Source organism: Psychrobacter sp. LV10R520-6, from assembly GCF_900182925.1.
Taxonomy (GTDB): Bacteria; Pseudomonadota; Gammaproteobacteria; order Pseudomonadales; family Moraxellaceae; genus Psychrobacter.
In genome coordinates this window covers 2,320,444-2,346,055 of record NZ_LT900024.1, presented here as the reverse complement: position 1 = coordinate 2,346,055, position 25,612 = coordinate 2,320,444, and the positions used below count along the sequence as shown (strand labels likewise).

At 43.2% G+C, this 25,612-nt stretch carries 22 protein-coding genes; 12 read left to right on the top strand and 10 right to left on the bottom strand.

Features of this window, described 5'->3' with window-relative positions; genetic code table 11:
- Nucleotides 1–50: 50 nt before the first annotated feature.
- A complete protein-coding gene (locus U1P77_RS09695; RefSeq protein ID WP_321154814.1) occupies nt 51–1,094 on the bottom strand; it encodes a polyprenyl synthetase family protein in 1,044 nt (347 codons plus the stop codon).
- Nucleotides 1,095–1,746: 652 nt separating this feature from the next.
- Here U1P77_RS09695 and fadB point away from each other — a divergent pair.
- From fadB to U1P77_RS09680, 3 genes are all read left to right on the top strand, one after another.
- On the top strand, nt 1,747–3,906 hold the full coding sequence (gene fadB, locus U1P77_RS09690) for a fatty acid oxidation complex subunit alpha FadB (protein ID WP_321154813.1): 2,160 nt from the start codon (nt 1,747–1,749) through the stop codon (nt 3,904–3,906).
- Between the two features lie 152 nt (nt 3,907–4,058).
- Complete coding sequence (gene fadA / locus U1P77_RS09685; protein ID WP_321154812.1) at nt 4,059–5,231, top strand: acetyl-CoA C-acyltransferase FadA; 1,173 nt, start codon at nt 4,059–4,061, stop codon at nt 5,229–5,231.
- Nucleotides 5,232–5,492: 261 nt separating this feature from the next.
- Complete coding sequence (locus tag U1P77_RS09680) at nt 5,493–6,068, top strand: isochorismatase family protein (RefSeq protein WP_321154811.1); 576 nt, start codon at nt 5,493–5,495, stop codon at nt 6,066–6,068.
- Nucleotides 6,069–6,197: 129 nt separating this feature from the next.
- Here the strand turns inward: U1P77_RS09680 and asd are convergent, their stop codons facing one another.
- Nucleotides 6,198–7,100 (bottom strand): archaetidylserine decarboxylase, encoded by a 903-nt coding sequence (gene asd, locus U1P77_RS09675; RefSeq protein WP_321154810.1) that lies wholly within the window; start codon nt 7,098–7,100, stop codon nt 6,198–6,200.
- 116 nt (nt 7,101–7,216) lie between these two features.
- On the opposite strand from asd, the gene dtd reads away from it, so the two are divergent.
- From dtd to phoR, 3 genes are all read left to right on the top strand, one after another.
- The gene (gene dtd / locus U1P77_RS09670; protein ID WP_321154809.1) at nt 7,217–7,669 is read left to right on the top strand and encodes a D-aminoacyl-tRNA deacylase; all 453 of its coding nucleotides are present in this window, start codon (nt 7,217–7,219) and stop codon (nt 7,667–7,669) included.
- Nucleotides 7,670–7,843: 174 nt separating this feature from the next.
- The gene (phoB, locus tag U1P77_RS09665; RefSeq protein WP_321154808.1) at nt 7,844–8,548 is read left to right on the top strand and encodes a phosphate regulon transcriptional regulator PhoB; all 705 of its coding nucleotides are present in this window, start codon (nt 7,844–7,846) and stop codon (nt 8,546–8,548) included.
- Between the two features lie 114 nt (nt 8,549–8,662).
- Nucleotides 8,663–10,057, top strand: a complete 1,395-nt coding sequence (gene phoR / locus U1P77_RS09660) for a phosphate regulon sensor histidine kinase PhoR (protein WP_321154807.1) — start codon at nt 8,663–8,665, stop codon at nt 10,055–10,057.
- A gap of 5 nt (nt 10,058–10,062) precedes the next feature.
- On the opposite strand, the gene U1P77_RS09655 is transcribed toward phoR, so the two are convergent.
- The gene (locus tag U1P77_RS09655) at nt 10,063–10,656 is read right to left on the bottom strand and encodes a M23 family metallopeptidase (protein ID WP_321154806.1); all 594 of its coding nucleotides are present in this window, start codon (nt 10,654–10,656) and stop codon (nt 10,063–10,065) included.
- A gap of 292 nt (nt 10,657–10,948) precedes the next feature.
- On the opposite strand from U1P77_RS09655, the gene U1P77_RS09650 reads away from it, so the two are divergent.
- Nucleotides 10,949–11,653 (top strand): putative quorum-sensing-regulated virulence factor, encoded by a 705-nt coding sequence (locus U1P77_RS09650; RefSeq protein ID WP_321154805.1) that lies wholly within the window; start codon nt 10,949–10,951, stop codon nt 11,651–11,653.
- A gap of 75 nt (nt 11,654–11,728) precedes the next feature.
- On the opposite strand, the gene U1P77_RS09645 is transcribed toward U1P77_RS09650, so the two are convergent.
- Nucleotides 11,729–12,649, bottom strand: coding sequence for an alpha/beta hydrolase family protein (locus tag U1P77_RS09645; protein WP_321154804.1), 921 nt, complete (start codon nt 12,647–12,649; stop codon nt 11,729–11,731).
- A gap of 569 nt (nt 12,650–13,218) precedes the next feature.
- Here U1P77_RS09645 and U1P77_RS09640 point away from each other — a divergent pair.
- Nucleotides 13,219–13,806: a hypothetical protein gene (locus U1P77_RS09640; protein ID WP_321154803.1), complete on the top strand. Its 588-nt coding sequence runs from the start codon at nt 13,219–13,221 to the stop codon at nt 13,804–13,806.
- 511 nt (nt 13,807–14,317) lie between these two features.
- Nucleotides 14,318–14,995 (top strand): LOG family protein, encoded by a 678-nt coding sequence (locus tag U1P77_RS09635; RefSeq protein ID WP_321154802.1) that lies wholly within the window; start codon nt 14,318–14,320, stop codon nt 14,993–14,995.
- Between the two features lie 153 nt (nt 14,996–15,148).
- On the opposite strand, the gene U1P77_RS09630 is transcribed toward U1P77_RS09635, so the two are convergent.
- The gene (locus U1P77_RS09630) at nt 15,149–16,738 is read right to left on the bottom strand and encodes an FAD-dependent oxidoreductase (RefSeq protein WP_321154801.1); all 1,590 of its coding nucleotides are present in this window, start codon (nt 16,736–16,738) and stop codon (nt 15,149–15,151) included.
- A 791-nt stretch (nt 16,739–17,529) separates the two neighbouring features.
- On the opposite strand from U1P77_RS09630, the gene U1P77_RS09625 reads away from it, so the two are divergent.
- Entirely contained in the window at nt 17,530–17,952 is a 423-nt protein-coding gene (locus U1P77_RS09625; protein ID WP_321154800.1) for a COG4315 family predicted lipoprotein, read from the top strand.
- A 186-nt stretch (nt 17,953–18,138) separates the two neighbouring features.
- On the opposite strand, the gene U1P77_RS09620 is transcribed toward U1P77_RS09625, so the two are convergent.
- Entirely contained in the window at nt 18,139–18,744 is a 606-nt protein-coding gene (locus U1P77_RS09620; RefSeq protein ID WP_321154799.1) for a YceI family protein, read from the bottom strand.
- Between the two features lie 466 nt (nt 18,745–19,210).
- Between U1P77_RS09620 and U1P77_RS09615 the strand changes: the two genes are divergently transcribed.
- Entirely contained in the window at nt 19,211–19,498 is a 288-nt protein-coding gene (locus U1P77_RS09615) for a type B 50S ribosomal protein L31 (RefSeq protein ID WP_321154798.1), read from the top strand.
- Between the two features lie 143 nt (nt 19,499–19,641).
- Here the strand turns inward: U1P77_RS09615 and U1P77_RS09610 are convergent, their stop codons facing one another.
- From U1P77_RS09610 to U1P77_RS09595, 4 genes are all read right to left on the bottom strand, one after another.
- A complete protein-coding gene (locus tag U1P77_RS09610; protein WP_321154797.1) occupies nt 19,642–20,469 on the bottom strand; it encodes an SGNH/GDSL hydrolase family protein in 828 nt (275 codons plus the stop codon).
- Nucleotides 20,463–21,860, bottom strand: coding sequence for a nicotinate phosphoribosyltransferase (locus U1P77_RS09605; RefSeq protein WP_321154796.1), 1,398 nt, complete (start codon nt 21,858–21,860; stop codon nt 20,463–20,465). The genes U1P77_RS09610 and U1P77_RS09605 overlap by 7 nt, the downstream gene beginning before the upstream one ends.
- A 146-nt stretch (nt 21,861–22,006) precedes the next feature.
- The gene (locus U1P77_RS09600; RefSeq protein ID WP_414479086.1) at nt 22,007–23,080 is read right to left on the bottom strand and encodes a bifunctional nicotinamide-nucleotide adenylyltransferase/Nudix hydroxylase; all 1,074 of its coding nucleotides are present in this window, start codon (nt 23,078–23,080) and stop codon (nt 22,007–22,009) included.
- Nucleotides 23,081–23,241: 161 nt separating this feature from the next.
- A complete protein-coding gene (locus U1P77_RS09595) occupies nt 23,242–24,216 on the bottom strand; it encodes an alpha/beta fold hydrolase (RefSeq protein ID WP_321154794.1) in 975 nt (324 codons plus the stop codon).
- Nucleotides 24,217–24,754: 538 nt separating this feature from the next.
- Here U1P77_RS09595 and nfuA point away from each other — a divergent pair.
- The gene (nfuA, locus tag U1P77_RS09590; protein WP_321154793.1) at nt 24,755–25,429 is read left to right on the top strand and encodes a Fe-S biogenesis protein NfuA; all 675 of its coding nucleotides are present in this window, start codon (nt 24,755–24,757) and stop codon (nt 25,427–25,429) included.
- Nucleotides 25,430–25,612 lie beyond the last annotated feature (183 nt).

Below are 25,612 nucleotides of genomic sequence, written 5' to 3'. Positions count from 1 at the left end.
TTATAAGCTTATTGTCCAAGACTACTCTTTACGCGTCTACTTTTACGTGTCTATTTTTTACGAGACCAGAGCCATTCAATAAGCTCAAGTAGCGCATCACTTTCTATATTGTTGCCAAGCTCACGAGTAATTGCAGCTCGTCCGCCATCAAATAACGACTGCGCATAATCTTTGGCAGCGTCAACACCCATTAATTTAACATAGGTAGATTTGTCTAACTTTTCATCGCTGCCGGCAGGTTTGCCTAAGGTATCGGTACTGGTAGTGACGTCTAGAATGTCATCTTGTACTTGAAAGGCCAGCCCAATATGCTGCGCACAATCTTGCAATGCGATACGTTGTGGGGCAGTTGCTTGCGCACAGATTCCACCCATCAATACCGCTGCCTCAATCAAGGCGCCTGTTTTATCACGGTGGATAGCTTCTAAATCGGTTTGAGAAATGTTGTTATTGGCTTCGGCATTGAGGTCAAGCATTTGACCGGCCACCATACGCCGTGCGCGCGGTGCAAATATCGCCAATAGCTGGCTGGCTATCTGCGAATCAAAAGGCGCAAAGGTCGGAATTTCTGCGGTCAACACCTCAAAAGCCAGCGTCTGTAAAACATCACCTGCCAGCAATGCCGTCACTTCATTAAATACAATATGAGCAGTCGGCTGACCACGACGTAACTCATCGTCATCCATACATGGCAAGTCATCGTGCACTAATGAGTAGGTGTGCAGTAACTCTACCGCCAATGCGGCACGGCGGCACATATCGTAGTGCGCTTGGTCATGTAAAAGCCTATCTAGGTTATCTAAATTGTCTGTTTCATTTTCATCGGTAGTATTTGCTAGTTCAGTTACAGGGGAATTATTGGTGGCACTTACGCTAGCTGCTTTTATACTAACAAAGGCACTTGCTACTAATAATGGCCGAACCAGTTTCCCTTGACCGGTCATTACATAACGGCAGGCTTCTGCTAATGGGCTGGGCAATTGAGCATAGGCAAATAGGGTATCAATATCTTGCGCTAATTGTGCGCGTAGCCTGTTGTGAAACGACTCGAAATTATTAAAAGGGACAAAGCGTGGCGCAGAAGAAACAGTCATAACCCAACCATTGATAAGGTGAATAATAAAAATATCGTTAATATAGCATGATATAGGTTGAGGATTGCTGGCATAGGATAGGCGCTGTCTGTTTTGGTTACGTATTGATGATTTAACTTGCCGTCTTAATGTGTTCTGATAAAGCGGTAAGTGACTGTAGTACCCTTGAAAATTTTAACAGTATTACTGACAACCTAAACAGCACTACTGATAATGTTAGCAACATTATCACACTAAAAACCAGTATACACTTATGCATGTAAAGCACGTAATTACAGAGGTAAATGCTTGATAGTGACTTACGAGTCCGGTATTAGCTTGTGACAGTCGGGGGCATAATCCCCTACACTGATTGATGTTAAGACGGCTTAATGATTTAAATGCTGAGTATATAAACAGGTTATCTGACCGATAAAGCTAACTATTAGGCCAAATATAAGCAAAAAAAGTATAAAAATGAAGCGCCATAGCAATGCATGCTAGATAAAGCAATGAGCGCTGGATAATAAAGACGTCATCGCGGTTAATCTGACATGCTATTTATAGCTATAATCTGTCAGATTGACTGTGTTATTACCTGTTTTATCAACAATAACTGGCTATTTACTTTAACTTTAAAACGTAGCTTTTATTATATAGCAAGGAGTTCCACATGGTATATCAAGGAAATCGCATCACGGTGACAATGCTAGAGGATGGCATTGCCAACATGCAATACAACGCCGAAAATGAGAGCGTGAACAAGTTTGATGCTGAGACTAATAAGCAATTTGGCGAAGTCGTGAGCGCTTTAGAAAAAGCTAATGATGTCAAAGGTTTGATCGTAACGTCAAGCAAAGGCGTCTTTATCGCTGGTGCTGATATCACAGAATTCGTCGCCTCTTTTAGAAAGTCTGAGAGCGAGATTAGAGAATGGGGCATCAAAGTCAACGACGCCTTTAACCGCTTTGAAGATTTGCCATTCCCGAAAGTGGCCGCTATTAATGGTGCAGCACTCGGCGGTGGTTGTGAGATGACTCTGGTTTGTGAATATCGCGTCATGAGTGACAAGGCGATTATTGGTTTGCCTGAAACCCAACTGGGTATTTTCCCAGGTTTTGGTGGTACCGTCCGTAGTACACGTATCATTGGTATCGATAATGCGCTTGAGCTTATCGCTACAGGAACACCTAAAAAAGCATTGGATGCGCTAAAACTGGGCTTGGTTGATGCGACCGTTCCTGCTGATGACTTGCAAGATGCAGCGATCGATTTGGTCAAAAAATGTATTTCAGGTGAGCTTAACTGGGAAGCCAAACGTGAAGAGAAGTTAAACCCAGTTAAACTGAACCCGCTTGAGCAAGCGATGGCCTTTAGTAGTGCCAGAGCAATGATCTTTGCTAAAGCCAATCCTAAGCAGTATCCAGCACCTGCCATCGCTATCGACGCCATTGAAAAACATGTCAATTTGCCACGCGATAAAGCGATTGACGTAGAATCAGCAGGCTTTGCTAAAGCGGCCAAAACCCCACAAGCAGAGAGCTTAGTTGGTCTGTTCTTAAGCGATCAGTTGGTTAAAAAACTGGCCAAACAACACAGCAAGCAAGCGCATGAAATTAATGAAGCCGCTGTACTAGGCGCAGGCATCATGGGCGGTGGTATTGCCTATCAGGCAGCCAGCAAAGGCTTGCCAATTATCATGAAAGATATCAAGTCTGAGCAATTAGACCTTGGTATGGGTGAAGCCAGCAAGCTGCTTGGCAAGATGGTTGATCGCGGCAAGATGACTGCCACCAAAATGGGTGAAACCTTAAGCCGTATCCGTCCTACATTGAACTATGGCGACTTTAGCGATACTGATATCGTTATTGAAGCGGTTGTTGAGAATCCAAAAGTTAAGCGTTCAGTACTTAAAGAAGTAGAAGGCTTGGTTAAAGACGATTGCATCTTAGCCTCAAATACTTCAACCATCTCTATCACTTACCTAGCTGAAGCACTTGAGCGCCCAGAAAACTTCGTCGGTATGCATTTCTTCAACCCTGTGCATCGTATGCCATTGGTCGAAGTTATTCGCGGTGAAAAGTCCTCTGAAGAAGCCATTGCCACGACGGTCGCTCTAGCAACCAAAATGGGCAAAGTGCCTGTTGTGGTCAATGACTGCCCAGGTTTCTTAGTCAACCGTGTGCTATTCCCATACTTTGGTGCTTTTGACTTGTTACTTAAGCAAGGCGCTGACTTCGTTCATGTCGATAAAGTCATGGAAAAATTCGGCTGGCCAATGGGCCCTGCTTATCTAATCGACGTGGTCGGTCTTGATACAGGTGTACATGGCGCAGAAGTGATGGCAGACGGCTATCCTGATCGCATGAAGCCTGATTATAAAGGTGCAATCCAGCATCTTTATGACAACAATCGCTTAGGTCAGAAAAACGGCGTTGGTTTCTACAAGTATGAAATGGACAAACGTGGCAAGCCGAAAAAAGTTGCAGATGATGCCACTTATGCGTTGCTCAAAGACACTACCGATAGCACTAAGCAAGAGTTTGATGATCAAGCTATCATCGATCGCACTATGCTGGCTTTCTGTAATGAAACCGTACGCTGCTTAGAAGACAATATCGTATCGACGCCATCTGAAGCTGATATGGCCATGATTATGGGCGTTGGTTTCCCACCATTCCGTGGTGGCCCATGCCGTTATGTCGATCAGATGGGTCTTGATAACTATCTGGCGCTATGCGAAAAATATGCGCATCTTGGCAAAGCTTATGAAGCCCCGCAAAAGATTCGCGATATGGCAGCAGCAGGCGAGACCTTTTACGCAACGGCGTAACGGGCAGTCATTACTAGGATGAAGCGCAGTACCTTATCTATGCTCGGTAGCGGTTGATGATAATTTATTAATGATTCAACCACTTATAATTGGTTAAACGATGCGAGTATAGTAGTACTGCCACTGACAATAAAAAATTGAAAGGAATGTATATGACAACTTTAAGTCCAAAAGATGTGGTCATCGTAGACGGTGTACGCTCAGCAATGGGGAAATCTAAGAACGGTATGTTCCGCCATGTCCGTGCTGATAGCTTATCTGCTGAATTGGTTCGCGCCTTGGTTGAGCGTAACGATTTTGACCCACGTGACGTCGAAGATATTATCTGGGGCTGTGTAAACCAGACTCTAGAACAAGCGATGAATATCGGCCGTAACATCGGTTTATTGGCTGATATTCCTACGTCGACTGGCGGTCAAACGGTCAATCGTCTATGTGGCTCATCAATGCAGGCATTACACACTGCGGCGGCGCAAATTATGACCAATCAAGGTGATACTTTCATCATTGGCGGTGTTGAGCACATGGGTCACGTAGGGATGACGCACGGCATTGACCTAAATCCTGCTGCTTCTAAGCACTATGCCAAAGCCTCAAATATGATGGGCTTGACCGCAGAAATGCTTGGCCGTATGAATAATATCAGCCGCGAAGAGCAAGATGCCTTTGGTCTTGAGTCGCATCGCCGTGCATGGGAAGCCACTACTGAAGGTCGTTTTGACAATGAAATTATCGGTATCGAAGGTCATGATGCTGCCGGTCGTTTGCAACTGTGTACCGTTGACGAAGTGATTCGTCCCGATGCGACGATGGAACAAATGCAAAATCTACGTCCCGCTTTTGATCCTAAAGGTGGTACGGTTACTGCTGCAACCTCATCAGCGTTATCGGATGGAGCGTCAGCGATGCTAGTGATGAGTGCACAAAAAGCCAAAGACTTAGGTCTTAAGCCTCGCGCTCGCATTCGCAGCATGGCGATTGCCGGTTGTGATGCGGCTATCATGGGCTATGGCCCGGTACCTGCGACTCAAAAAGCACTTAAACGTGCCGGCATGAGTATCGATGATATGCAGACTATTGAGCTGAACGAAGCCTTTGCTGCCCAAAGTTTATCGGTACTTAAAGCAATGAACCTTACTGACAAGCAAGATATCGTCAATATCAACGGCGGTGCGATTGCTCTAGGTCATCCACTTGGTTGTTCAGGCGCACGTATCACTGTGACCTTGCTAAATGCTATGGAACAGATGGATACTGAAGTTGGTCTAGCCACTATGTGTATCGGACTGGGTCAGGGTATTGCCACTATTATTGAGCGTGTATAAGCGGTTGATGTTTCAATAATTTTAAAGTAGTTAATCGTTTTAACAGAAACCCTCAGTCATTATGACTGGGGGTTTTTGTATTAATGGTACATAGGAGAAGTATAGAATGAAAAATCATAAGTTGTTACTATAGGTTATCCTCATTGACGTACCAGATAAACTATGACTAAATAAGAGTATAATTAATAACTATAATTTCATGCCAAATCTGAAGTTAAAACAACCTACACATATAGGTTTCAGCCGTACAAGGAGTGTACTATGCCCACCATGATTACTGACCGTACCTACCGTATCGCCCGCGAAAATACGCAAGCGATGATAATTGACGTGCAAGAACGTCTGACCCCGCACATCTACGACCATGAAAATATCGTCAAGAAAATAACCACTTTAGTCAAAGGTCTACAAGCACTTGATATTCCGATCATGCTGAATGAGCAATATAAAAAAGGCTTAGGCGATACGCTACCCGAAATTCGTAAGCTATTAGAAGGCAATAATGCCAAAGGCTTTGAGAAAGTCACATTCAGTGCCTGTGATAATGATGACTCCTGGAACCATCTTGCGCAGCAAAATCGCAGTATTGTTTTACTATTCGGCGTTGAAACTCATGTCTGTGTCTTACAAACGGCGCTTGATTTGCTCGATAATGGTATGCAGCCGGTCATCATTGGTGATGCGGTAGGTTCGCGTTTTCCTTACGATAAAAAGCAAGCTATTCGTCGCATTCGCCGTGCTGGCGGGGTGATTACTACTGTAGAAACTATCTTGTTTGAGCTATGCCGTAGTAGTAAAGATCCTGCATTCAAAACTATTAGTAACTTGATTAAGTAGGGTTTTGATTGAAGTGCTTAAATTAAAAAGCTACTCAACGAAACAGCTACTTACTTATGACATCAAAAAAGGGTTTGCCAGTGATGACAAACCCTTGGTTTTATAAATCTTAGATTAAAAAATGATGGTTTAGGTTTCTTTATCGTCATTCGTAGGGCTAGCATTTTTCTCATCAGTGTTAACAGTATTAGCGTTAACCTTCATATGAGACTTACCTAATAACTGTCCCATTTGTACGCTAGCATTAGCGGTCATATTGTCTTGCCAGTCCGCTTTTGCAGCTTTTGGCAATACTACAACAGCCGTTGAGCCCAAATAAAAGCGTCCGAGCTCGTCGCCTTTTGCCAAGCTCATGTTATGACTCGCCTCTTGAATGTCGTCCGTACGATTGATTTTTCCAGTAGCGACCGTTTCGATACCGGCGACAATCATCGCGCCGACCATTACTACCGCAGCTTTACCGTACTGAGTATCAAACATACATACCAAGCGCTCGTTACGAGCAAATAAGTCAGGAATATTAGCGGCAGTGGTAGTATTAACCGAAAATAAGGCGCCGGGAACATAACGGGTTTTGGTTAAGGTGCCAGCAAATGGCATATGGACGCGGTGATAGTTGCTGGGCGCTAGATAGACAGTCGCAAAGCTACCATCTGCGAAATAACTGCCATCTTCACTATCGGCAAGCAGCTGACCCACATCGTAATGCCGACCTTTGGCTTGTAGTAGCTTATGATTCTGTATCTGACCCAACTGTGATATCACGCCATCGGCGGGGCTGACGATACCATTGGTAGTGCTATCAATGGTGCGCGCATCGTCTTTAAGCTCACGGGTAAAAAAGTCGTTAAAGCTCTCATAAGCCTTGAAGCTCTGACGTTCATAGTCATCCAAATGAACGTTATAAGCCTTGGCAAAGCTGCGAATAAAGACGCGTTTGACGACAGGGTGACGGCTTGCAGCCAAACGTCCAGCAACTTTGCTCAGCTGCTGCTGCGGGACAAACTGCTGTAGAGTAGTAAATAAAGTCATGACGAGGTTACCGGAATAGGGTTTAAAATAAGAATAGAAAATAAGTAAATCAATAGCCGCATTTTAACATGAACCACGTATTAGGGTATGATCATAATCTGCTAAGGAATTAATAAATGAAAGCACTTATTCAACGGGTGAGCCGTGCCAGCGTCACGGTTGATGACAGTTGTATTGGCAGAATTGAACACGGAATATTATCGTATATTGGATTGGGGCATGACGATAGCCTACAAAGTGCGCAGCGGTTAGTAGATAAAATTCTTACTTATCGTATTTTCGAGAATACTGCTGATCCTGCCAAAGTTGGCAAGCTTGATCAAAATGTACAACAAGTCGGCGGCGGATTATTAATGGTGTCGCAGTTTACTTTAATGGCAAATACTAATAACGGACGTCGGCCAGATTTTGGTGCAGCTATGAAGCCCGATGCCGCGCAAGCATTGTTTTCTGAGCTGATAGCTTATGCAAAAACTCAGCATCCTATAGTTGCTAGCGGACAGTTTGGGGCCAATATGCAAGTCGAAAGTATTAATGATGGGCCGCTTAACTTTTTATTGGAAGTTTAAGCTGTTTGTTAATTTAATAAGTTGTCAGTTAATTTAAATTGTCATCAAGTCGTCATAATAAAGTTGTTTAATAAGGGGAGAGTGGCGAGCGTTTACTATTATATTTGCCTATTCCTTTAACCCACCATTTACTACTTATCATTTAAAAGCTGTCATTTAAAAAAAGGCTATCGTATGCAGAATGAGCAAATTTTGATTGTCGAAGATGAGCCGGCAATCCGTGAAATGATTGTCATGACCTTGGAGATGGCAGGATTTGACTGTTTGCAAGCCGTCGATGTAGCGGAGGCGCACCAACAAGTGGTTGACCATCGTCCCGCGCTCATTTTACTAGATTGGATGCTACCGGGTGATAAAAGTGGCGTTGATTTTTGCCGGATGCTCAAAAAAGACGAGCTGCTCTCCGAGATTCCGGTCATTATGCTCACGGCCAAAGGCGAAGAAGACAATAAAGTGCAAGGGCTGGATGCAGGGGCGGATGATTATATTACTAAGCCGTTCTCAACACGTGAGCTGGTTTCACGAATTAAAGCGGTGCTGCGTCGAAGCAGTGCACTGAGTGCCGATAAGCCCATTGAAGTAGCAGGATTGAGCCTTGACCCCAAAAGTCAGCGGGTCAGTGCCGATGGCAAGGTGATTGATATTGGGCCAACTGAATATCGATTATTGGCGTTCTTTATGAGTCATCCGGAGCGAGCTTATACCCGTACTCAATTGCTTGACCAAGTATGGGGTGGCAATGTATATATAGAAGACCGCACGATTGATGTGCATATTCGCCGTCTACGCAAACTCTTGCAACCTTATGACTGTGCCAGCTTAATCCAAACCGTACGCGGCACTGGTTATCGGTTTTCTAGCTTGGTTGAACAAGAATAATTGAGAAAAATAGGTTAGTAACAGTAGGTTAGTAAGATAACTACATTTAGTAAAAATGGCATAGTGACAGTGGAACAGTGGAACAGTTGCTGGTGGTGAGGATAGTATATCAATATGATGACGTCTGCGGATAACAAACGACGCCCAACGCCCCGATATGCGCTGCTATGGGCAGATATACGGTGGCTGCTGTTTTGGTTAAGCGGTGGGGTGGCGTTAGGTTTATACAGCTCCTATCTTTTGGAAAGCATCATCGTGGCGCTGTTATCATATAGCTTGTGGCGGATGTATACCTTACAGCGATTCAACGCTTGGATTAATAAACCGGTGAATACGCCGTCTCCTGATATGCTGGGCGGTCTCAGTGTGGTGGCATCGCAACTGTATCAAAACCGTAAACAAGAAAGGCTCACTCAACAGAAACTAATGGGTTTGGTCAAAAAAATTAGAAGTTCTTTATTAGCCTTACAAGATGCGGTTATTTTGCTCAACGATACTGATGATTTGGAATGGTGGAATCAGGCAGCAGAAGACTTACTGGCGCTACAATCAAGCGACCAAGGCAACAGTATCTTTAACCTCATTACAGTGCCAGAATTTCGGCAATATTATCAGACGACAGTTTCTCCAAATAACGGTATTCATATGGTGTCATGGCTTAATCCAGGACGCTACCTAAAGTGTGAAGTCACGCATTTTGGTGGCGAGAAGCTATTGATTATTTATGACGTCACCCGCTTGCAGCATTTAGAGCAGATGCGTCAAGATTTTGTAGCCAATGTCTCGCATGAGCTGCGGACACCATTGACCGTGCTGATGGGCTATCTTGAGACCTTCTCTGACCAGCCCGATATTGCGCCGCAGTGGCAACGCGGTTTTAAACTTATGACCCAACAAACCGCGCGAATGAACAGCATCGTCAACGATTTACTGCTGTTATCACGGCTAGAGAATGAAGAAAAGCCGACGCTCAATTGCATCGATATGAACCGGTTGCTCACTCAATTGTTTGACGATGCCAGTGTTTATAATAAAGAGTATGGCCATCATATTAGCTTGCAGGTGAATACCGAAAGTAATATATATGGTGCGGAGCTTTATTTAAATAGCGCTTTATTAAACTTGGTAGTTAATGCCATCAAATATACCCCAAAAGGCGGCAATATCGTTATCAGTTGGACAGCGACCGAGAAGGGTTGCGTGTTTGCGGTCATCGATGATGGCATCGGTATCGCACCGCAGCATATTTCCCGATTAACCGAGCGTTTTTATCGAGTGGACAGTGGACGTAGCCGCGCTACCGGAGGAACAGGTCTAGGGTTAGCAATAGTGAAGCATGCCCTGTATCAGCATCAAGCCAGCTTAAATATTGAGTCGGAGGAAGGACAAGGATCGACCTTTAGCATCTTATTTCCTCCTGCCCGTATTTGCGCAGCTGAGCCTGATTTGACGACTATAACCACAACGATTCCAGACACCGATAACCTAAATAACCTAGAAAAATACTAAAGTTGTTAGTTATTTTTGGATAGTAGCGGATAAGGATTTACCGCGCGGCCATTAATATAAATGCCGTAATGCACATGCGGCGGCGTGCCCTTAGCGTTACCACTGTTACCCACATAACCGATAACATCGCCTGCATTGACCCAATCATTCGTGCTGATATCAGCGTAGTCTTCCATATGGGCATAATAATGTCCAGCGCCGCCTGGACCCACAATGACTACCACTCGTCCACCTAAATTATTTTGCCCAACTTTACTGATCACCCCTGCTGTCGTTGCTTTAATGGGCGTGCCACGCGGGGCAAAAATATCAATGCCTTCATGGGACCGACCTTCGCTACGAGCGCCGCCCCATGTATCTGTCAGATGCTGTTCTGGTAGCGGACTTGGTAAGCTGTTTTCTGTGGGCAATTCCTGTTGTAATAGATTAATCTGCTGCCATTTTGACACCACAAAAGATTGGGTTTGTTGACTAATACTGGGTAGCAATTTATCCAGCACAAACAAAAGCGCTAATAAAAAAATGGACTTTAATAGGACACTTATCAGACGGCTGAAAAACGCTGGTTGTTGTTGCCGATTTCTTTCAGTTGGTAGCATCGACGTTCCTTATATGCGCTTGTAGCCGCTTGAATGGTATTGTTTTAAAATTAAGGCCGCTATAGGGCTGTTGTTTTATATCATTTTTACATAGGTTTTTGATAGTCTCTAATATATCTAGTTCAAAATAAAAGAGGTACGTTCATAGCAATGTGCTACTGCTATAAATTTTTCTTGCTTGCTGTTCGCAAGCGGGACAGAGGCTGCAAAAAATTCATACCAGCAGCACTGTATCGTTTTTAACTTGGATCGACTACATAACGCTTCTTTTAGATTACGATGGTTTTTGCTTATGATTGCTGCTTTTGACACTGCTGGCACTGCGCTTGTTATCGATACCGAAACCGACCAAGGGCGTGATCCACGACCTATTCAGGTAGCGACTATTAATGTTGCTACTGGGTTTGAGTGGATGAAGTATTTTAATAGTGGCCGTTCTATATCGCCAATCGTTATCAAAGTTCACGGTATTACTGATGAGGACGTGGCTGGTCTTGAGCGTTTTGATTTGGATAAATTTCAATTACCAGAGTATCTGATCGCCCACAATGTCCGTTTTGATTGGCGAGTAATAGGTCGGCCATCGGCCAAGCTAATCTGTACCGTTAGACTGGCCCGCGTAGCCTTCCCAGAGTGGAGCGCTTACAGTCAGTCTAAATGTATCGAGCAATTACTGGGAAAGAGTGCGGCAATTAAGATGACCATTGTCGCACACGATGCATTAGGCGATGCACGTATGTGCCACTTACTGTATCAGGCCTGCTGTGAACGGCTAGAGATTGAGCCGACCGATTTTGACGCGGTCCATAAAATCTCAAACACTGCCAATCCCGTCGGTAAGATGCCGTTTGGTAAGTACAAAGGACAAGCGATTAAAGAGGTACCCATCGGCTACATTAAATGGATGCTAGGCAACATCCATAACATGCAACCGTCGTTATATTCTGCGTTAACCAACCGCTTAAAGTTAGATGAGGCCGAGGACGCAAAAAAGTAAAGACATCAATATTTATAAGCCCTAAACGTTTACTAAGACCGATAAATTTATTGACTGTTAAGTCCAATCAAGAGTCTATGGCTGCTCGCTTAACCAATTACTAGCCATCTGCCATAGCTCAGGTGCTTTTGCATTTGTCCTGCTACTAAAATAACGCATGTGACCGATACTGCTAAGTCCAAAATCTTTTGGGTCTAAAAAGTGCTTTTGTACTGGCATCTGGCTATAGACTCGTATCATGTCATCCATATTTTTGCTATTGGCAATATCATCATCACTGAACCCCAACCATAATGCTGGCATAGTAATGTCATCATAAAAGTGCGTGTGTATACTTTTGCCAAAGGCCGTCTTGATGTAGCCCGATCCATTGCACCACTCGCGCCATTGCCGAGCCACGCCTTTAGGTAAAGGTTCGCCCATGCCTATCTTATCTGAAGGGGTATAACCTAACGTTAGATTGGTTATGGGGATAAAAACGTCCATAAAGCCCATTGCCCTGATTTTATAAGGCATGTCCATGTTTTTAATACATCCTGATGAGCAGGCGACGTTAAATACAGAAGCGATAGACTCATAGTTCGGTATCAAGCCAATCAGCTGCCCACCGGCACTATGACCAACCAAATGATAAGAAGCATCGGCAAATTCATCTTGCAATGCGTCAAGCACTGCTGGCATATCGTGACGTCCCCAACTTATCAATGACGCATCACACTTAGCCAAATCGGTGGTGAGCGACTCACCAATGCCTTCATTGTCAAAGGTAAGCACGCCAAAGCCCTGTTCTGCTAAATAATGCGCAAAATTATGATAAAACTGGCGCTTGATGCCCGTTGCAGGAGCGATCATTATCGCTTTCTCTACAGAAGCTTTAGGACGGTAAACGGTGGCTGTTAACGCTTGATTGCGCTCGGTCATTATGGTCAGTGAGTAAGTACCGATATTAGTGTTGTCCTGTTTATCTAAAGAAGACTGCGCGTGCTTATTGTGCATTGTTTTATCCTAATCGGTTTTATCGTTTCTATTGATTGGTTGCACTTTATTAGTAATAATCTATCAGCGTTAATTGCCGTCAATTGCCGTCGATTTAATTGCGAGAGCTTACAATAATGTAGTTATTGCGTAGTGATAAATAGGTGCTACCGCGTGATAGCAAGGCTTATGGTAATATAAATGTTGGCAATAGCGTTTAATCATATTCACGTTTATTATGCGCAATTCGTATATCGTTAACAAGTAGTGTAGAAGGGTATCGATTATCAGCTTACCCGCTACGATCTGGGATGACTGGACCGCGCTATTACCGAAGTAAAAATTACGGTTTTATAAAAGTGCTGACGCCGTGCCAAGACAAAATTCTCAGCATCATTCATCCGTATTCAACTTGAAACGAAGCCGTAAAAGCTATGGTGGGCAAGTGGAAGCATGTTCATTCGTCCCAGTGTGTGCTGGCAAGGGTGAAAAAAAACACATTATTAGTGTCGCTTGAGACCCTTATAGCGTCAGCACCGGTCACCTTATTGCGACAACGCCTGTTAGATTTCAATAAAAAAGGAATTTTTATGCCCCCGATTGTAGCCAGTCCGCCCAACAAGAAGGCCCGTAAACATATTCCGCTAGTGGAAGTTCTGGAGGCCCGTGCGGCCGACAGTTGGACCCATACCCGCAACGACAAAGACCGGGGTGAGGGCAGCTTTAATCAAGCGTTGGAAGGCATACGCTGGCTAGTAAATCAGGGCTTCAAGGTATCCATAGCGCGTCAGACCGACGCTGACGAAGTACCTTTCATAGTGGATGCTAGGTTCCGCGAGATATTCGAGGAGTGGGGTATTCCGCAGAATCTGGCGTTCACGGTATTTCCGGATCTAGGCATACCGGGCTCGGAAGATGGCAGTCCGGAAATTACTGAGAACTGTATGGAGAAATACCCCAGCGTTGATAGTCGGGCACATTTTATGTGCACGTATACGCGGATGTTGGTGAAGAAGGGTGATTCAGTAAAGGTGTATGCTTGCACGTTGGTGGATGACGATCCTCAATATGATTTGGGTGAGTCGTTGGCTGAGAGCATGGATGAGCGGATTATGTTGCGTCATCATCGATGTTTTTCCTGTTATCGCTATGGCGCTAGTTGTTCAGCGCCTGCTTAGTTTGGTTTTGGTGGTTTAGCCTAGGGCTTTTTTGCACCGTTATTAGTAGCCCGTTGGCGACGCAGACCGGCAGTGGTATCGCACTCCTGATGGTGATTTTTGTACCGATCCCGATCTAGGCTTCCAAGCCTTAGATAGCAAAGTGTTTGGTAGTCTAAGCAGTAGCATAAAAAATGTAGTAATTGCGTAGTGTTAAATCGCTGTCGCCGCGAGATTGCGTGGCCTATGGTAAGATAAATGCTGGCAATATAGTCAATATTTAATAAAATAGAGGCGCTAGTAGACACCTATAGCTGGTAAATATTTTATTACTTGCTTTGTGGCTAGGCCACTCCAGTGGCTATTTCTCTTAGCTACTCCATCCGTTTAAAAACAAATCAACTATAGGGCTTAATCGTGTGTGTTTATTATGCGTAATTGGTATATTGCTGATAACTATCCTAGAACGCTCTAAAAATAATTTGAAAACAGCGCTAAAAATGTTAATTTAAGTAAAAATCAAGGAAACTATATGCAGATGAAAATTAACAACGACACTTATGAAGTAATAACCAGTCAAGATATTACTAATATTGAAAAAGCCGTGGATAAATCAACGTTAGCTATGCCTTTGGTCGCGGTTTATTGTGGCTCACGTTTGGGTAATAGCGACATTTATGAACAAGCTGCCCGTGAGCTGGGTCAAGCGTTAGCCGAAAATGGCCTGGGTCTGGTCTACGGCGGTGCTAGTATTGGTCTCATGGGTGCGGTGGCAGATGAGGTTGTTAAAAGCGGTGCACAAGCAGTCGGTGTGATTCCAACCTTTATGCTTAAACATGAAATTGCGCATGAAGCACTGACACGCTTACATTTGACAGACACTATGCACACGCGAAAGACAGTGATGGCAGAATATGCCGATGCTTTTATCACTTTACCGGGCGGTCTAGGTACGCTGGAAGAAATTATGGAAATTGCGACATGGCGACAGCTGTATCAACACGAAAAACCGATGATTATTCTGAATATTAATGGTTTTTATGATTGTCTGATTGAGCATTTGAAATACACTGCTGACCAAGGCTTTATGAAGCAGCAAGACCTTGAGCGCTTAGTGGTTTGTAATACGATTAACGAGGCCATTGATCTGTTGCAAGTGATTGTTAAGATTGATGACAAAGTTGATACGGATACTATGGCGGGTAATTGAGGCGGGTAATTGAGGCAGGTAACTAAGGCAGGTAACTAAGGCGGGCAACTAATAATAACTAACAACCAACCCTAATAAAATAAAAAACCGGAACAGAAGGCTAGTGATTAGTCTCTGATTCCGGTTTTTTTATGCTTGATATTTAGCTTGTATTTAAGCTGGCACTAAACTATCTAACGCCGCTTCACGGATACTGTGATTGACAGTGGCCATAGCAGGGGGAAACCCGCGTTCTTTAGCCAATACTTGTGCCACAGCATCAACCGTCGCGCTATCGTTATGAACTAAATATTGCCATTCATGAGCATAGCGGCTGCGATTGGCTGGCAAGTCATGGTCTAGTATGCCAAGTTCAGTCAGCTGGTTAACGATTTCATCCGCAGCAATCAAGGTTGATGAGGCTTTGACATTCTCAGCACGCGCATAGTGTAGATTGGGATATAAGCTGACATCCGCCACCCGTAAGGTATCATCCTTACCAGGAATTTGTTGACCGCCATATAAGGCGTTGCCAACGGTGCGTGCGCTATTAAATGTTGGTACAAATTCTGCCACATATTCGATGGATTGCTGACTGCGCGCTTGTAGCGGTGCTTTATCCCAGCCGTCTTCAATATAATGCACATATTGCTCAGGTAGTTCAGGTTGAGCACTATCCTTGTTAGAAGCAACCAAGCCATCATCAAATAAAGTAACGAAATTACTCATACCGTGTATTTGGAAGTAACCACTCGGATAAGGAGTAAGTTGTGCCATGCCTTCTGGCGTACCGCGTTGGCCATAAATAATAATTTCTGGTATCTGTCCGCCAGCCTCACCCCAATGGGTAATATAAGAAGACTTAAATTCAACCATACGGGTTACTTCAACGCCGACCATATCGTCAATAATACCGGTACGGAAGCCACAAGCATTGACTAAATAATCGACTTCGATAGCGTCATCGGTCAACTTACTATTTTGCTGATAATCGATACGCCACTTGGTAACGTGATGGTCGGCGTTTGAGCAATCCGTACAATCAACGGCTACCACTTTCTTAACTTGAGTATTGGTAAAGACGTGAGCGTGATCATAGCCTTCTAAGGCTAATTGTGCGGAGGCCGCCAAGCGAAAGATATTCCAGCCATATTCTTGTACCACAATTAATGGAAACTTAACTTTATTTAAATCTAAGTGTTTGGCAACCGGTATCATCCATTCATCGACGCATTCAGGTACCGCCACTTGTTTACGCTCCGAGAGCTCAATTAACTGCTCATGACTATAGAGCTGATAATAATCTTCAGGTTCGCCTAAGACCTTATTATTAATATCTTGTGCAATAAGCTCCTGATAGGCATCGGTCAAAATATCCAGACGCGGGAGCAAATCTTCGGGTAGCCCTTCATCTCGAGTCGGTACTGCAAACACGGTTGGGCGTACATCCATGGTATAAGGATAAAGGCGCAAAATATCGATACATTGTTTGAGGAGTGCCACGCAGTCCTCATCAGGGATTTCGCGGTATAGATTACCACCAGCATGCAAATGGCACATTGGTGGGCCATCAACAAGTGAGGTTTTCTTTTCAAACAAATAAGTCTCAAGCCCCAATGCCGCCAAGCGAATGGCAATGGTAGCCCCTGCTGTACCGCCACCTAGAATGCCAACTCGCTTTGCTGATTTATGGTTGGCTGCTCCGTAGGTAGCAGCATCGTGCTTGATTGACGGGGATTTAGTATTTGTAAAAGATTGAGTCATTGTCGTGGTCATATCCTTAATATCGTAAGCAAGATGAGGAATAAATACTGTGTAGAGCCTAAATTTTATAATTTATATATCTATAATTTATGACAGATAGAGAGTTATGAGGGATGCAATCTGATGTTTTTGTATTAGTAACACTGATATGCATGCCGTTATGTCTAACTTCAATAGGCTGGCAGGGTTGGTATATTGGATAAAGGTGTAGTTTAGCTGATTTTATGTTTCAAATTGTGTAGATGTACTTATCATCTTTAAGCCCAGTGTACGAAATTTCATAACAAATAACCCAGTAAATACGTAAGTAAATGCATAGGTTTTGTCATCAGGCAGATATGAGAGGTATTAAAAAAAAGAAGCTTACGCAGAAGGGTAGAGTAGAGCTAAATGCCTGTTTGGGTAATGTCTATTTCGGCAGTAATTACTTGAGCAGCAATGGTTATTTGATTAATAGTTGTTTCAGTAGTTCTTTTTCGATTAATGTCAAAGCTTATCTACTATAAATATTAGGTTAAGACTATAGATTTAGCTTATAGGATCTGTAACTCTTAAATGCTTTTGTAAGTTTTCCTAACGATAAAATCGACTGTTTTAAAGTATGTGCTATATTAAAAATGTTTAAAGCTGGATTTAAGAAAGGATTGGTCAGTAATCGTTTTTTTAAACGTGCTGGTTACTAGTTGACTTCAGTTTGAGTAACAAACTAAGTAATAAAGCTGATTAGATAAGAAAGCCAAAATAAGACTTCAAACTGACCGAATAATATTTTTAATTATAAGGAAATTACTATGAAACGTATTATTATGTTATCTGCCCTAACAGGCGTTTTAGCCGTTACCGGGTGTACAACAATGAAAGAGATGGTTGGCATGGATACCAGCATGCAAAATGCTCAAAGCTTTACCGCGCCGGTAGCCAGTCAAAACGGTATGTTGGTCAGTTCAGTTAACAATATGACGCTATATACTTTTGACAAAGATTCAATGAATAAATCAAACTGTGTTGGCGATTGCCTAAAAGCCTGGCCTGCACTTACAGCTCCTAGCAACGTTAAGACTAGTGGCCAATTCTCAACCATTCAACGAGACGACGGTTCTTACCAGTGGGCCGCAAATGGCAAACCGTTATATTTCTTTGTCAAAGACATGAAAGTCGGTGATATGAACGGCGATAAAGTGGGCGGCGTTTGGCACATAGTAAAAACCAAATAAAGCCCATTTATTGAGAACACATCAATTGTTCTTATGTTCTTAGCAGAGCAGATTAGTACTAACTGCTAAGACCAAAAAAAGCAGCCATTATAATGGCTGCTTTTTTATTATGAGCTGTCAGAAATGATTGTCAGCAATAGTTATTAGCAATGAGGACCTAACCAGATTAGTCGTAATAGCTTAAATTTACTTAGCCTTTTTTTCTATTAGCTCGCCATCGATTTGAATGGGCACATTAGTAGTGATGCCATCAGCAAAGGTGGTCATGCCATAAGCGGCCCGATCGATATTGCCAGTCGCACGGAAGCCAATGACCGGTTCTTTAGTCACTGGACTAGTGGCAATTTTCTTTAGGGTTACATCTAAAGTTAACGGTTTGGTCTTGCCTAATAAAGTAAAGTCACCAGTCACTTTTGCTTGCTGCGGATTAATAAAGTTCACTTGGGTAGACTTAAAAGTCATAGTAGGATATTTTTCGACATTGAAAAAGTCATCAGTCTTTAAATGCTTATCACGAGCATCCCAAGCGGTATCGATACTGTCGGTCTCAATGGTAAATTGCATTTGAGTTTTATTCGGCGCTTTAATATTATAACTAAGCGACCCATCAACCTTGTCAAAACGACCCATAGTAGTCGAAAAGCCTAAATGCTCAACCTCAAAGCCGACACGGGTGTGAGAATTATCTAACTGCCATTGAGTAGGTAGCGCTGCGCTAGCAAGGGTAGTTACCGCAAGAGCTGAGGTAATAAGTAAGGTCTTCGCTGTTCCTGCCAATAAAGAGGTTGCCATTATATATTGTCCTTTATAGAGTTTTCTTATAAGCGTCTATCATGGGAAATGTCTGTATTCTAGATAGTGCATTGTAAATAGTATTGGTCGTTTATAACGTATTCATCGTTAAAAGTCAGTAGATTTATTAATAATATCTTAACAAAGCAGGGTGATTACCAGTAATTAGACCATAAATCGGTAAGCTAAAATAGTGTTTTTGCTTGCAGTTGGCTTTATTTTATCAGGTTCTCAGTAGCTTATTAAGCCCAACACGCTTGCATCAACGCACAAAAACCTTTAAAATCGTCGTTTAATTTTCCCGCTGCGGAAAGGCTAAGTGAACAGAAGTGTGGTGTTGGGTGCTGGAATAAGCCAGTGATGCAGCTGCCAGACTTATAGATGTCCTTAGTGCCTCAGTTACGTATGTCATAGATGGACAACTGGTCCATAATATTGAGCATACATCGGACATAGAGAGTTTATTATGCGTAAAGATATCCATCCTGATTACCATGACGTTTTGTTCCATGACACTAACGCTGACGTGTTCTTTTTAACCCGTTCAACTGTCAAAACCAAAACCACTCGTGAACACGAAGGGTCAGAATACCCATACTACCCACTTGATATTTCAAGTGCGTCGCATCCCTTCTATACCGGCGAGCAACGTAAAACGTCTACCGAAGGCCGTGTTGCTAGCTTTAACAAGCGCTTTGGTTCATTTGGTGGTCGTAACAAGAAAGCCGTTGCTGATACTGATTCTGCTGAATAAGACCCACGTATTGCGTGATCTTATTTTGCCCATGCGCTACTATAGACATGTATTACCCTAGAATTAAGATTAAAAAACCGTTGATGATTCAGCGGTTTTTTTTGCGTCATCTTTGGTGAAGGGATTTTTGAAAGTTAAACCTATCAATAATCTTTAGAGGTTGGATTTAGCAACTGAGTAATTAATGCTGCCAATTGCTGCGCCCAATAGCCATAAGTTATGCTACTAGGGTGAAAGCCATCATTGGCAAACATCACCGCGATATCGATTGGCGTTCCATTCGAATGCTCCTCTATCATCCGTGCAAAGTCAGTAGCCATGTAGGTTACGCCATCATGATCAGCACAAACTTGTTGTAATATCTCATCCAGTCTATTCGCTTTTGCCCCCATAAAACCATTTAGCGGGGCAGGCAGTGCAGGCATCTGTGCCATTGGCGGTAGACTTAAAAAAATCAATTCTCTTACGCCAAACTTACGTTGAGCAATAGAAATAATGTCTTCAATTTGCTGCTGCCATTTACTGGTAGAGACGTTAGCGGTAGTGTCATTAACACCGACACTCAGCACCATGACATCAACGGGTTGACTAGGAGCGGGCAGTACATAAAGCCTGCGCAAAATATCAAAACTGGTATGTCCAGTGGTAGCCTGCAACGACCAACTAAGCGCGTTAAACTGTGTACTAATAGCAGGCTGCTGCTGCAATGCGGGTATTAACTTACCTACTAACGCCTCTTGCTGGGTCTGACTACCAACGCCGGCAGCCGCTGAATCGCCAACGACCATGAGACTTAACGTTTGCAGGTTTGAGGCTGAAGCTGCACTGTCGTTATCCTTTTCAGATTGCAGCTCAACATGACCAAATCGTTCGCCGTCTGGCTCAGGGAGACGTACTGTATCGCGTTTGATCTTGCGCCCTTGATATAGATAAATAGGAGCAAATAACATATTTTTGGCAATGTTTACCATCCAGCGCGCTCCCTAATCGTAGTCAGACTGTCTTCAATTAATAATTTACCATCGACATAAACATCACGCAACACATTGTCAGTATGAGCGTTAAGATCTTCTGCTTTGATGGTCTGCAGCTGTCCACTACTGCCCTTTATCAACGCCAATCGACCTTTTTTAGAGCGTTTAGAGTGACTGGTGACCGGATCTTTATAAATATCTTTCCAGGTGCCGTTGATAGATATGGCGCTGGCTTTCATTGCCCAGCTCATGGTGTCGCGATTGACTTGTTGCAGCAAACCGCCGCCCATCCCAAAGGTGATATTGTCCGCGCTAAATCCCGCGTCCATGACCACATTAATAATTTTACTTAAGCTTTGTGGTCCGATGCCATCTCCTTGGATAATACGCACATAATCGGGCAGAACTTTATAGCCTTTACTATTAATAGTGGTACCAAACTTCACTGCCAAGCGCTCTAAGGCTTCACGAACGACCTTAGTCGGCTCACCACTATCAGGCCGAATAACCAAGGTGCCGCCCATATTTTTAACATCGTCTTTTAAAGTGTCGCCCCATATATTATCGATGGCATTCCATAAGTCGTAACTGTCGGACACCACCGAAAAGGTCTTGCCTTCACCGCCGAACTGTTCAATCATATTAGCAAATGCTGCCGTTTCGCCATCGCGACCCCATGCGGTCATGGTACTGTGCTCAGCGGCAGGGATTGAAAACGCTGGCATGTCATCGCTCATTTGATACCAGCGACTGGCAGCAACTAAGGCGGTCATAGAGTCTGTACCCGCAAAGTTGACCAAATGTGCCAAGCTACCAATCGCTACTGACTCATGACTGGAGGCACCGCGAGAACCAAAATCATGCAGGCGAAAAATCAGTGATTCTGTATTGTCCGCTGATTTTTCTAATGCACGGCGAATGATGCTTTTGCAATAGCGCGAGACACTGGCCACGGTAGAAGGATACCAAATCGCACGTAGTAGGGCGGTTTCAATGTAACTTGGTAGCCAATAAAATTCGGGATCGGTATTCACTATCTGGCAGACCACATTGGATATGGGCGCAATAGTGCCTTCAGGGATGGCTTCAATGCGTAGCGGTAAATAACCGCCATGCTTATCAACCAGACGTTCCCAATCTACACGGTTAAAGGTCAAACCATGCGCGTGAATGATGGTTTCGGCTTCATCAATATCTTGATGGGTGATCGGTGTGCTGAGATACTCTTTAATAAAAGCTTGCAGCCCAAAGAACACCACATCGTAGTCGCCGCTACGGGCTTCAATATAGCTAGACAAATACTCACTGCCGGGTGGATATTGCACCCAATGTGAGGTCTTATAGCTGTCGCTATTAAGAATTAAGTTATTAAGATTGCTGGTGTACATCACAGAACTCCTCTGCTATTAACGGCCCGTTTCGTCTATCGATTTGGACGTTGAAATAAAACAGTGTTAAAAAAATGACTGTAAAAATAGGCTATTAAGCTTTTTTGGATAATAACTTAGCAAAAAAGCATCGCAAAAAAAGTACCTTACAACCCAACCATCTTCATAATAATGGCATAATGGTCTTCAAACATCATCTTGGCATCAAGCTCCGCCAGCGGCAACCAAAATGCTTGCGCAGCATCGTCACCTCCTTTCACCTTTGGCAGACCTTTTGGGTCGTTCTTGAGCTGAAAGTAAAAAGCTTGAGTAATAGTACGTCCGCGTGCAGAGCGATACGGGTCATCAAAAGTATGCTGACTATGGCGTGAGCCGCGCAATACCGGTTTAGGAACTTTAAGACGGGTCTCCTCACGTAGCTCACGAATACAGGCATCAAACAGCGTTTCTTTTGGATTAAGAAAGCCGCCCGGTAATGCCCACAAGCTGCGCCCTGGCATGCTACGTCGTTCTACCAACAGAATATGCCCTGACTGTACTACCAAGGCATCGGCAGTCATAAACGTTGGTGGATAAGGAGCGGATTCCCATTGTTTTTTATATTTATCAATAAAGCCAGCTTCTTCGTGCAGCTGCTGATAGTCTGTGGTCTTTTTAAAGTCGTTTAATATTCTACGAGTCGATTCAGGCGTGCGCTCAGAGGTCGGCGTTGCGCCCATCAGGTAACTGTCACGAATAGGGGTAGCCGATAAATTATGATAACTAGGAACAGAAATTGATGCCCAGTGGGGGAATAGAGAGAGGTAATAGGATGAGTTGTCTTTAGAATGTCCAATCAAACCGATATCGGTCTGTAAGTCACCGGTAACGGATCTTACCGCGGCCTGTACATATTTTAACCAGCGCGTGTCATTATATAGCGCATCATCTAGCGCCACACAATGAATACGCGCCGCCTCATCAGCTGAGTACGCCCCTTTGATCATTGCTGTCCGTTCAGCCACGGTAAATGGGTTGCGTAAGCTACGCGGTAAATTGGCTGAACCAATCAGGATAATGACGTCATTAGTGCGCTTTAACGCCTCGTCAATCACGGCCTTATGACCACGATGAAAGGGCTGGAAACGACCGATAAATATCAGATAACGATAGTGTTTAATATCTTCTTGTTCTTTTAAACCAACTGGGCTTTCTATTGTGGTTTCTGCTGGATTTGCCATTGGGTCTTGTTCCGATAATACACTCATAAATGCCAACTCCGTGAAATACACTTAACAATTACTATCAATTATTTATTTATTTATGATTTTTCAATGGCGCTAATACTGACACAGCACATAACTTACTGACAAGTGCAAAGATGTTTCGCGAGGTGTAATTGCTATGTCCCATGTTTCTCAATCCATGCCGCAACCGTTGGCCAAATCTCTTTCGATGCGTTACGACTCATTATTATTCGGCTATGAGTGTAATCTTCCAAACTGCCATTACTTATTGAGAATTCACGAAAGTCGTTAGCAGGGTTGTTAAAGTCATTTAAAAATAGCTGACAACCACTAGACGGGGCAATAAAATTATCCCCTTTGGCACTGATAGCATAAATGGGTGTAGTAATTTTGGGCATGTGCTGCCGATAATCAAAGCTGTCATCATGACTGCTAGTTTGATAGTGAGTATTTTGAGGTTGGGAGTTTTGATAGTTGACATCTTGCTTGGTCAAACTGCTTTTAAAGTTTTTATTCAGATTCCAGTCATACCACTGAGTCATAGTCTGGTAACTTTCATTAATGGTACCTAATTTGAGCCTTTTTGCGGGTAAGTAGCCCAGTAGCCGAGTGATTGATTTAATCAGCAAGATTCTAGCGTAGCTTTTGGGGTTCAGCACAGCACCATAAGCTTGGCAAGCAAACATAGTGATGCTATTTATTTTATCAATGTATTGCGTGTCTTGGATCAAAAGCTTTTGGGTCAAATACATAGTCAAGCAAATACCACCGCCACTATGGGTGACGCAATGCAAATTATCCAGTTTTAAGCCATCAAATAAATAACGAAAAGTAGCCTCAAGATCATAGAAAGCCACTGTTTCAAAATTGAATTTGTCTTTTGGTATAGAGCTGTCACCATGTCCGCGCCATTCCATGATATAGCAAGTATGACCAAGCTTCGCCAGATGTTTTGCAACTCCTAAACACACTCTTTTGTCCGAAAATGTACCATGAGTCAACAATACATTCTGCTCTTTAGCCGCGTGACTATTAACCACAGTACTATCTCTGATGCTATCAAATACTTTCCAAACGGCGATCTGTTCACCATCTTTAGTGGTCACTAGATTTAGGGTTTCTTTAATCATAATACTGACTCAGTCATAAAGGTAATCTCATTCAAATTAAATCGTTTGTTTAGACCGTTCGTTATATTGATCTTGGATTATTAGCAAGGTGTGCTTATTATAAAAACAGTAAACAAACATCACTAAAGTATGCTGATCATACGTTAAAAACAGGAACTGAATTTATGCTGTGTCTAATTTATATCCCATAAGCGTTAGAGCTTGATAATCAATAAAACAGCCTTAATATAGACAATAACAGACGCAGTGTTCAAGATAGAATGTTTATATAAGATGCGCTTATATTTTGAAAGTGATCATAAGAAAAACCAATAATGACCATTTGCAACGGTCGCCGTTAAATCACAGTAGCGCGGTCGGAATTAACCTCTAAGTGCGGTATAATAGATGATATAATTTGATAGTCATCGCGGTTAGACCGATTCAATGATAAGCTGCGATAATCGATATTATTCACATTTCCCTAAATTGACGACACAGCAGCCCTGATAGATATGGCGTTAATGTCATAACGCCTACAAATGAATGAGGAATGATTATGAGTGAGCATAACCCAACAGATACCGCGCCTGCGGACTATGAATCAGCCTTGGATCTTGAGCAGACTGAAACTAAGAGTAACATCACTATCACTGAGGCAGCGCAAGGCTACTTAGCTGACCTATTATCTAAGCAAGATACTGATGGTATTGGTGTGCGTATCTTTGTCGAGCATCCTGGTACGCCGCGCGCTGAATGTTGCATGGCATATAATCAGCCAGGCGAAGAAGATATTGCTGATTTGCAATTCAGCTATGAAGACTTTTCTGCCTTTATTGATGCCGCCTCAGTACCGTATTTAGAAGATGCGGTAATTGACTATAATAAAGACCGCTTCGGTGGCCAGTTGACCTTCCGCGCGCCGAACTCTAAAATGCCAAAAGTTGGTTCAGATGCCAGTGTGGAAGAGCGTATTAACTATATATTGCAATCAGAAATCAACCCGGGTTTGGCCGCGCATGGTGGTGACGTACAATTGCTAGAGTTGATTGAAGAAGAAGGTATTGGCCTCACAGCCGTATTAAAATTCGGTGGCGGTTGCCAAGGGTGTTCAGCAGTCGATATGACTTTGCGTCAAGGTGTAGAAGTGCAACTGAAGCAGCAAGTACCAGAATTAACGCAAGTGGTTGATGAGACTGATCATACTAGTACTGAAAATGCCTATTACAAATAAAAGTTAAATAACAGCAGTTAACAACATGGGTAGCTACTGGCTTATGAATATTATTCACTAAGCGATTAAAAATTTGCTATTCTTTTCATAAAGAAGCTGGGTTACTATTAATTCAGCTTTTTTTATAGCTAACGTTTAGGCAATAGCTTTTTTAGAGATGATTATTTAATCAATAAAGCGTTT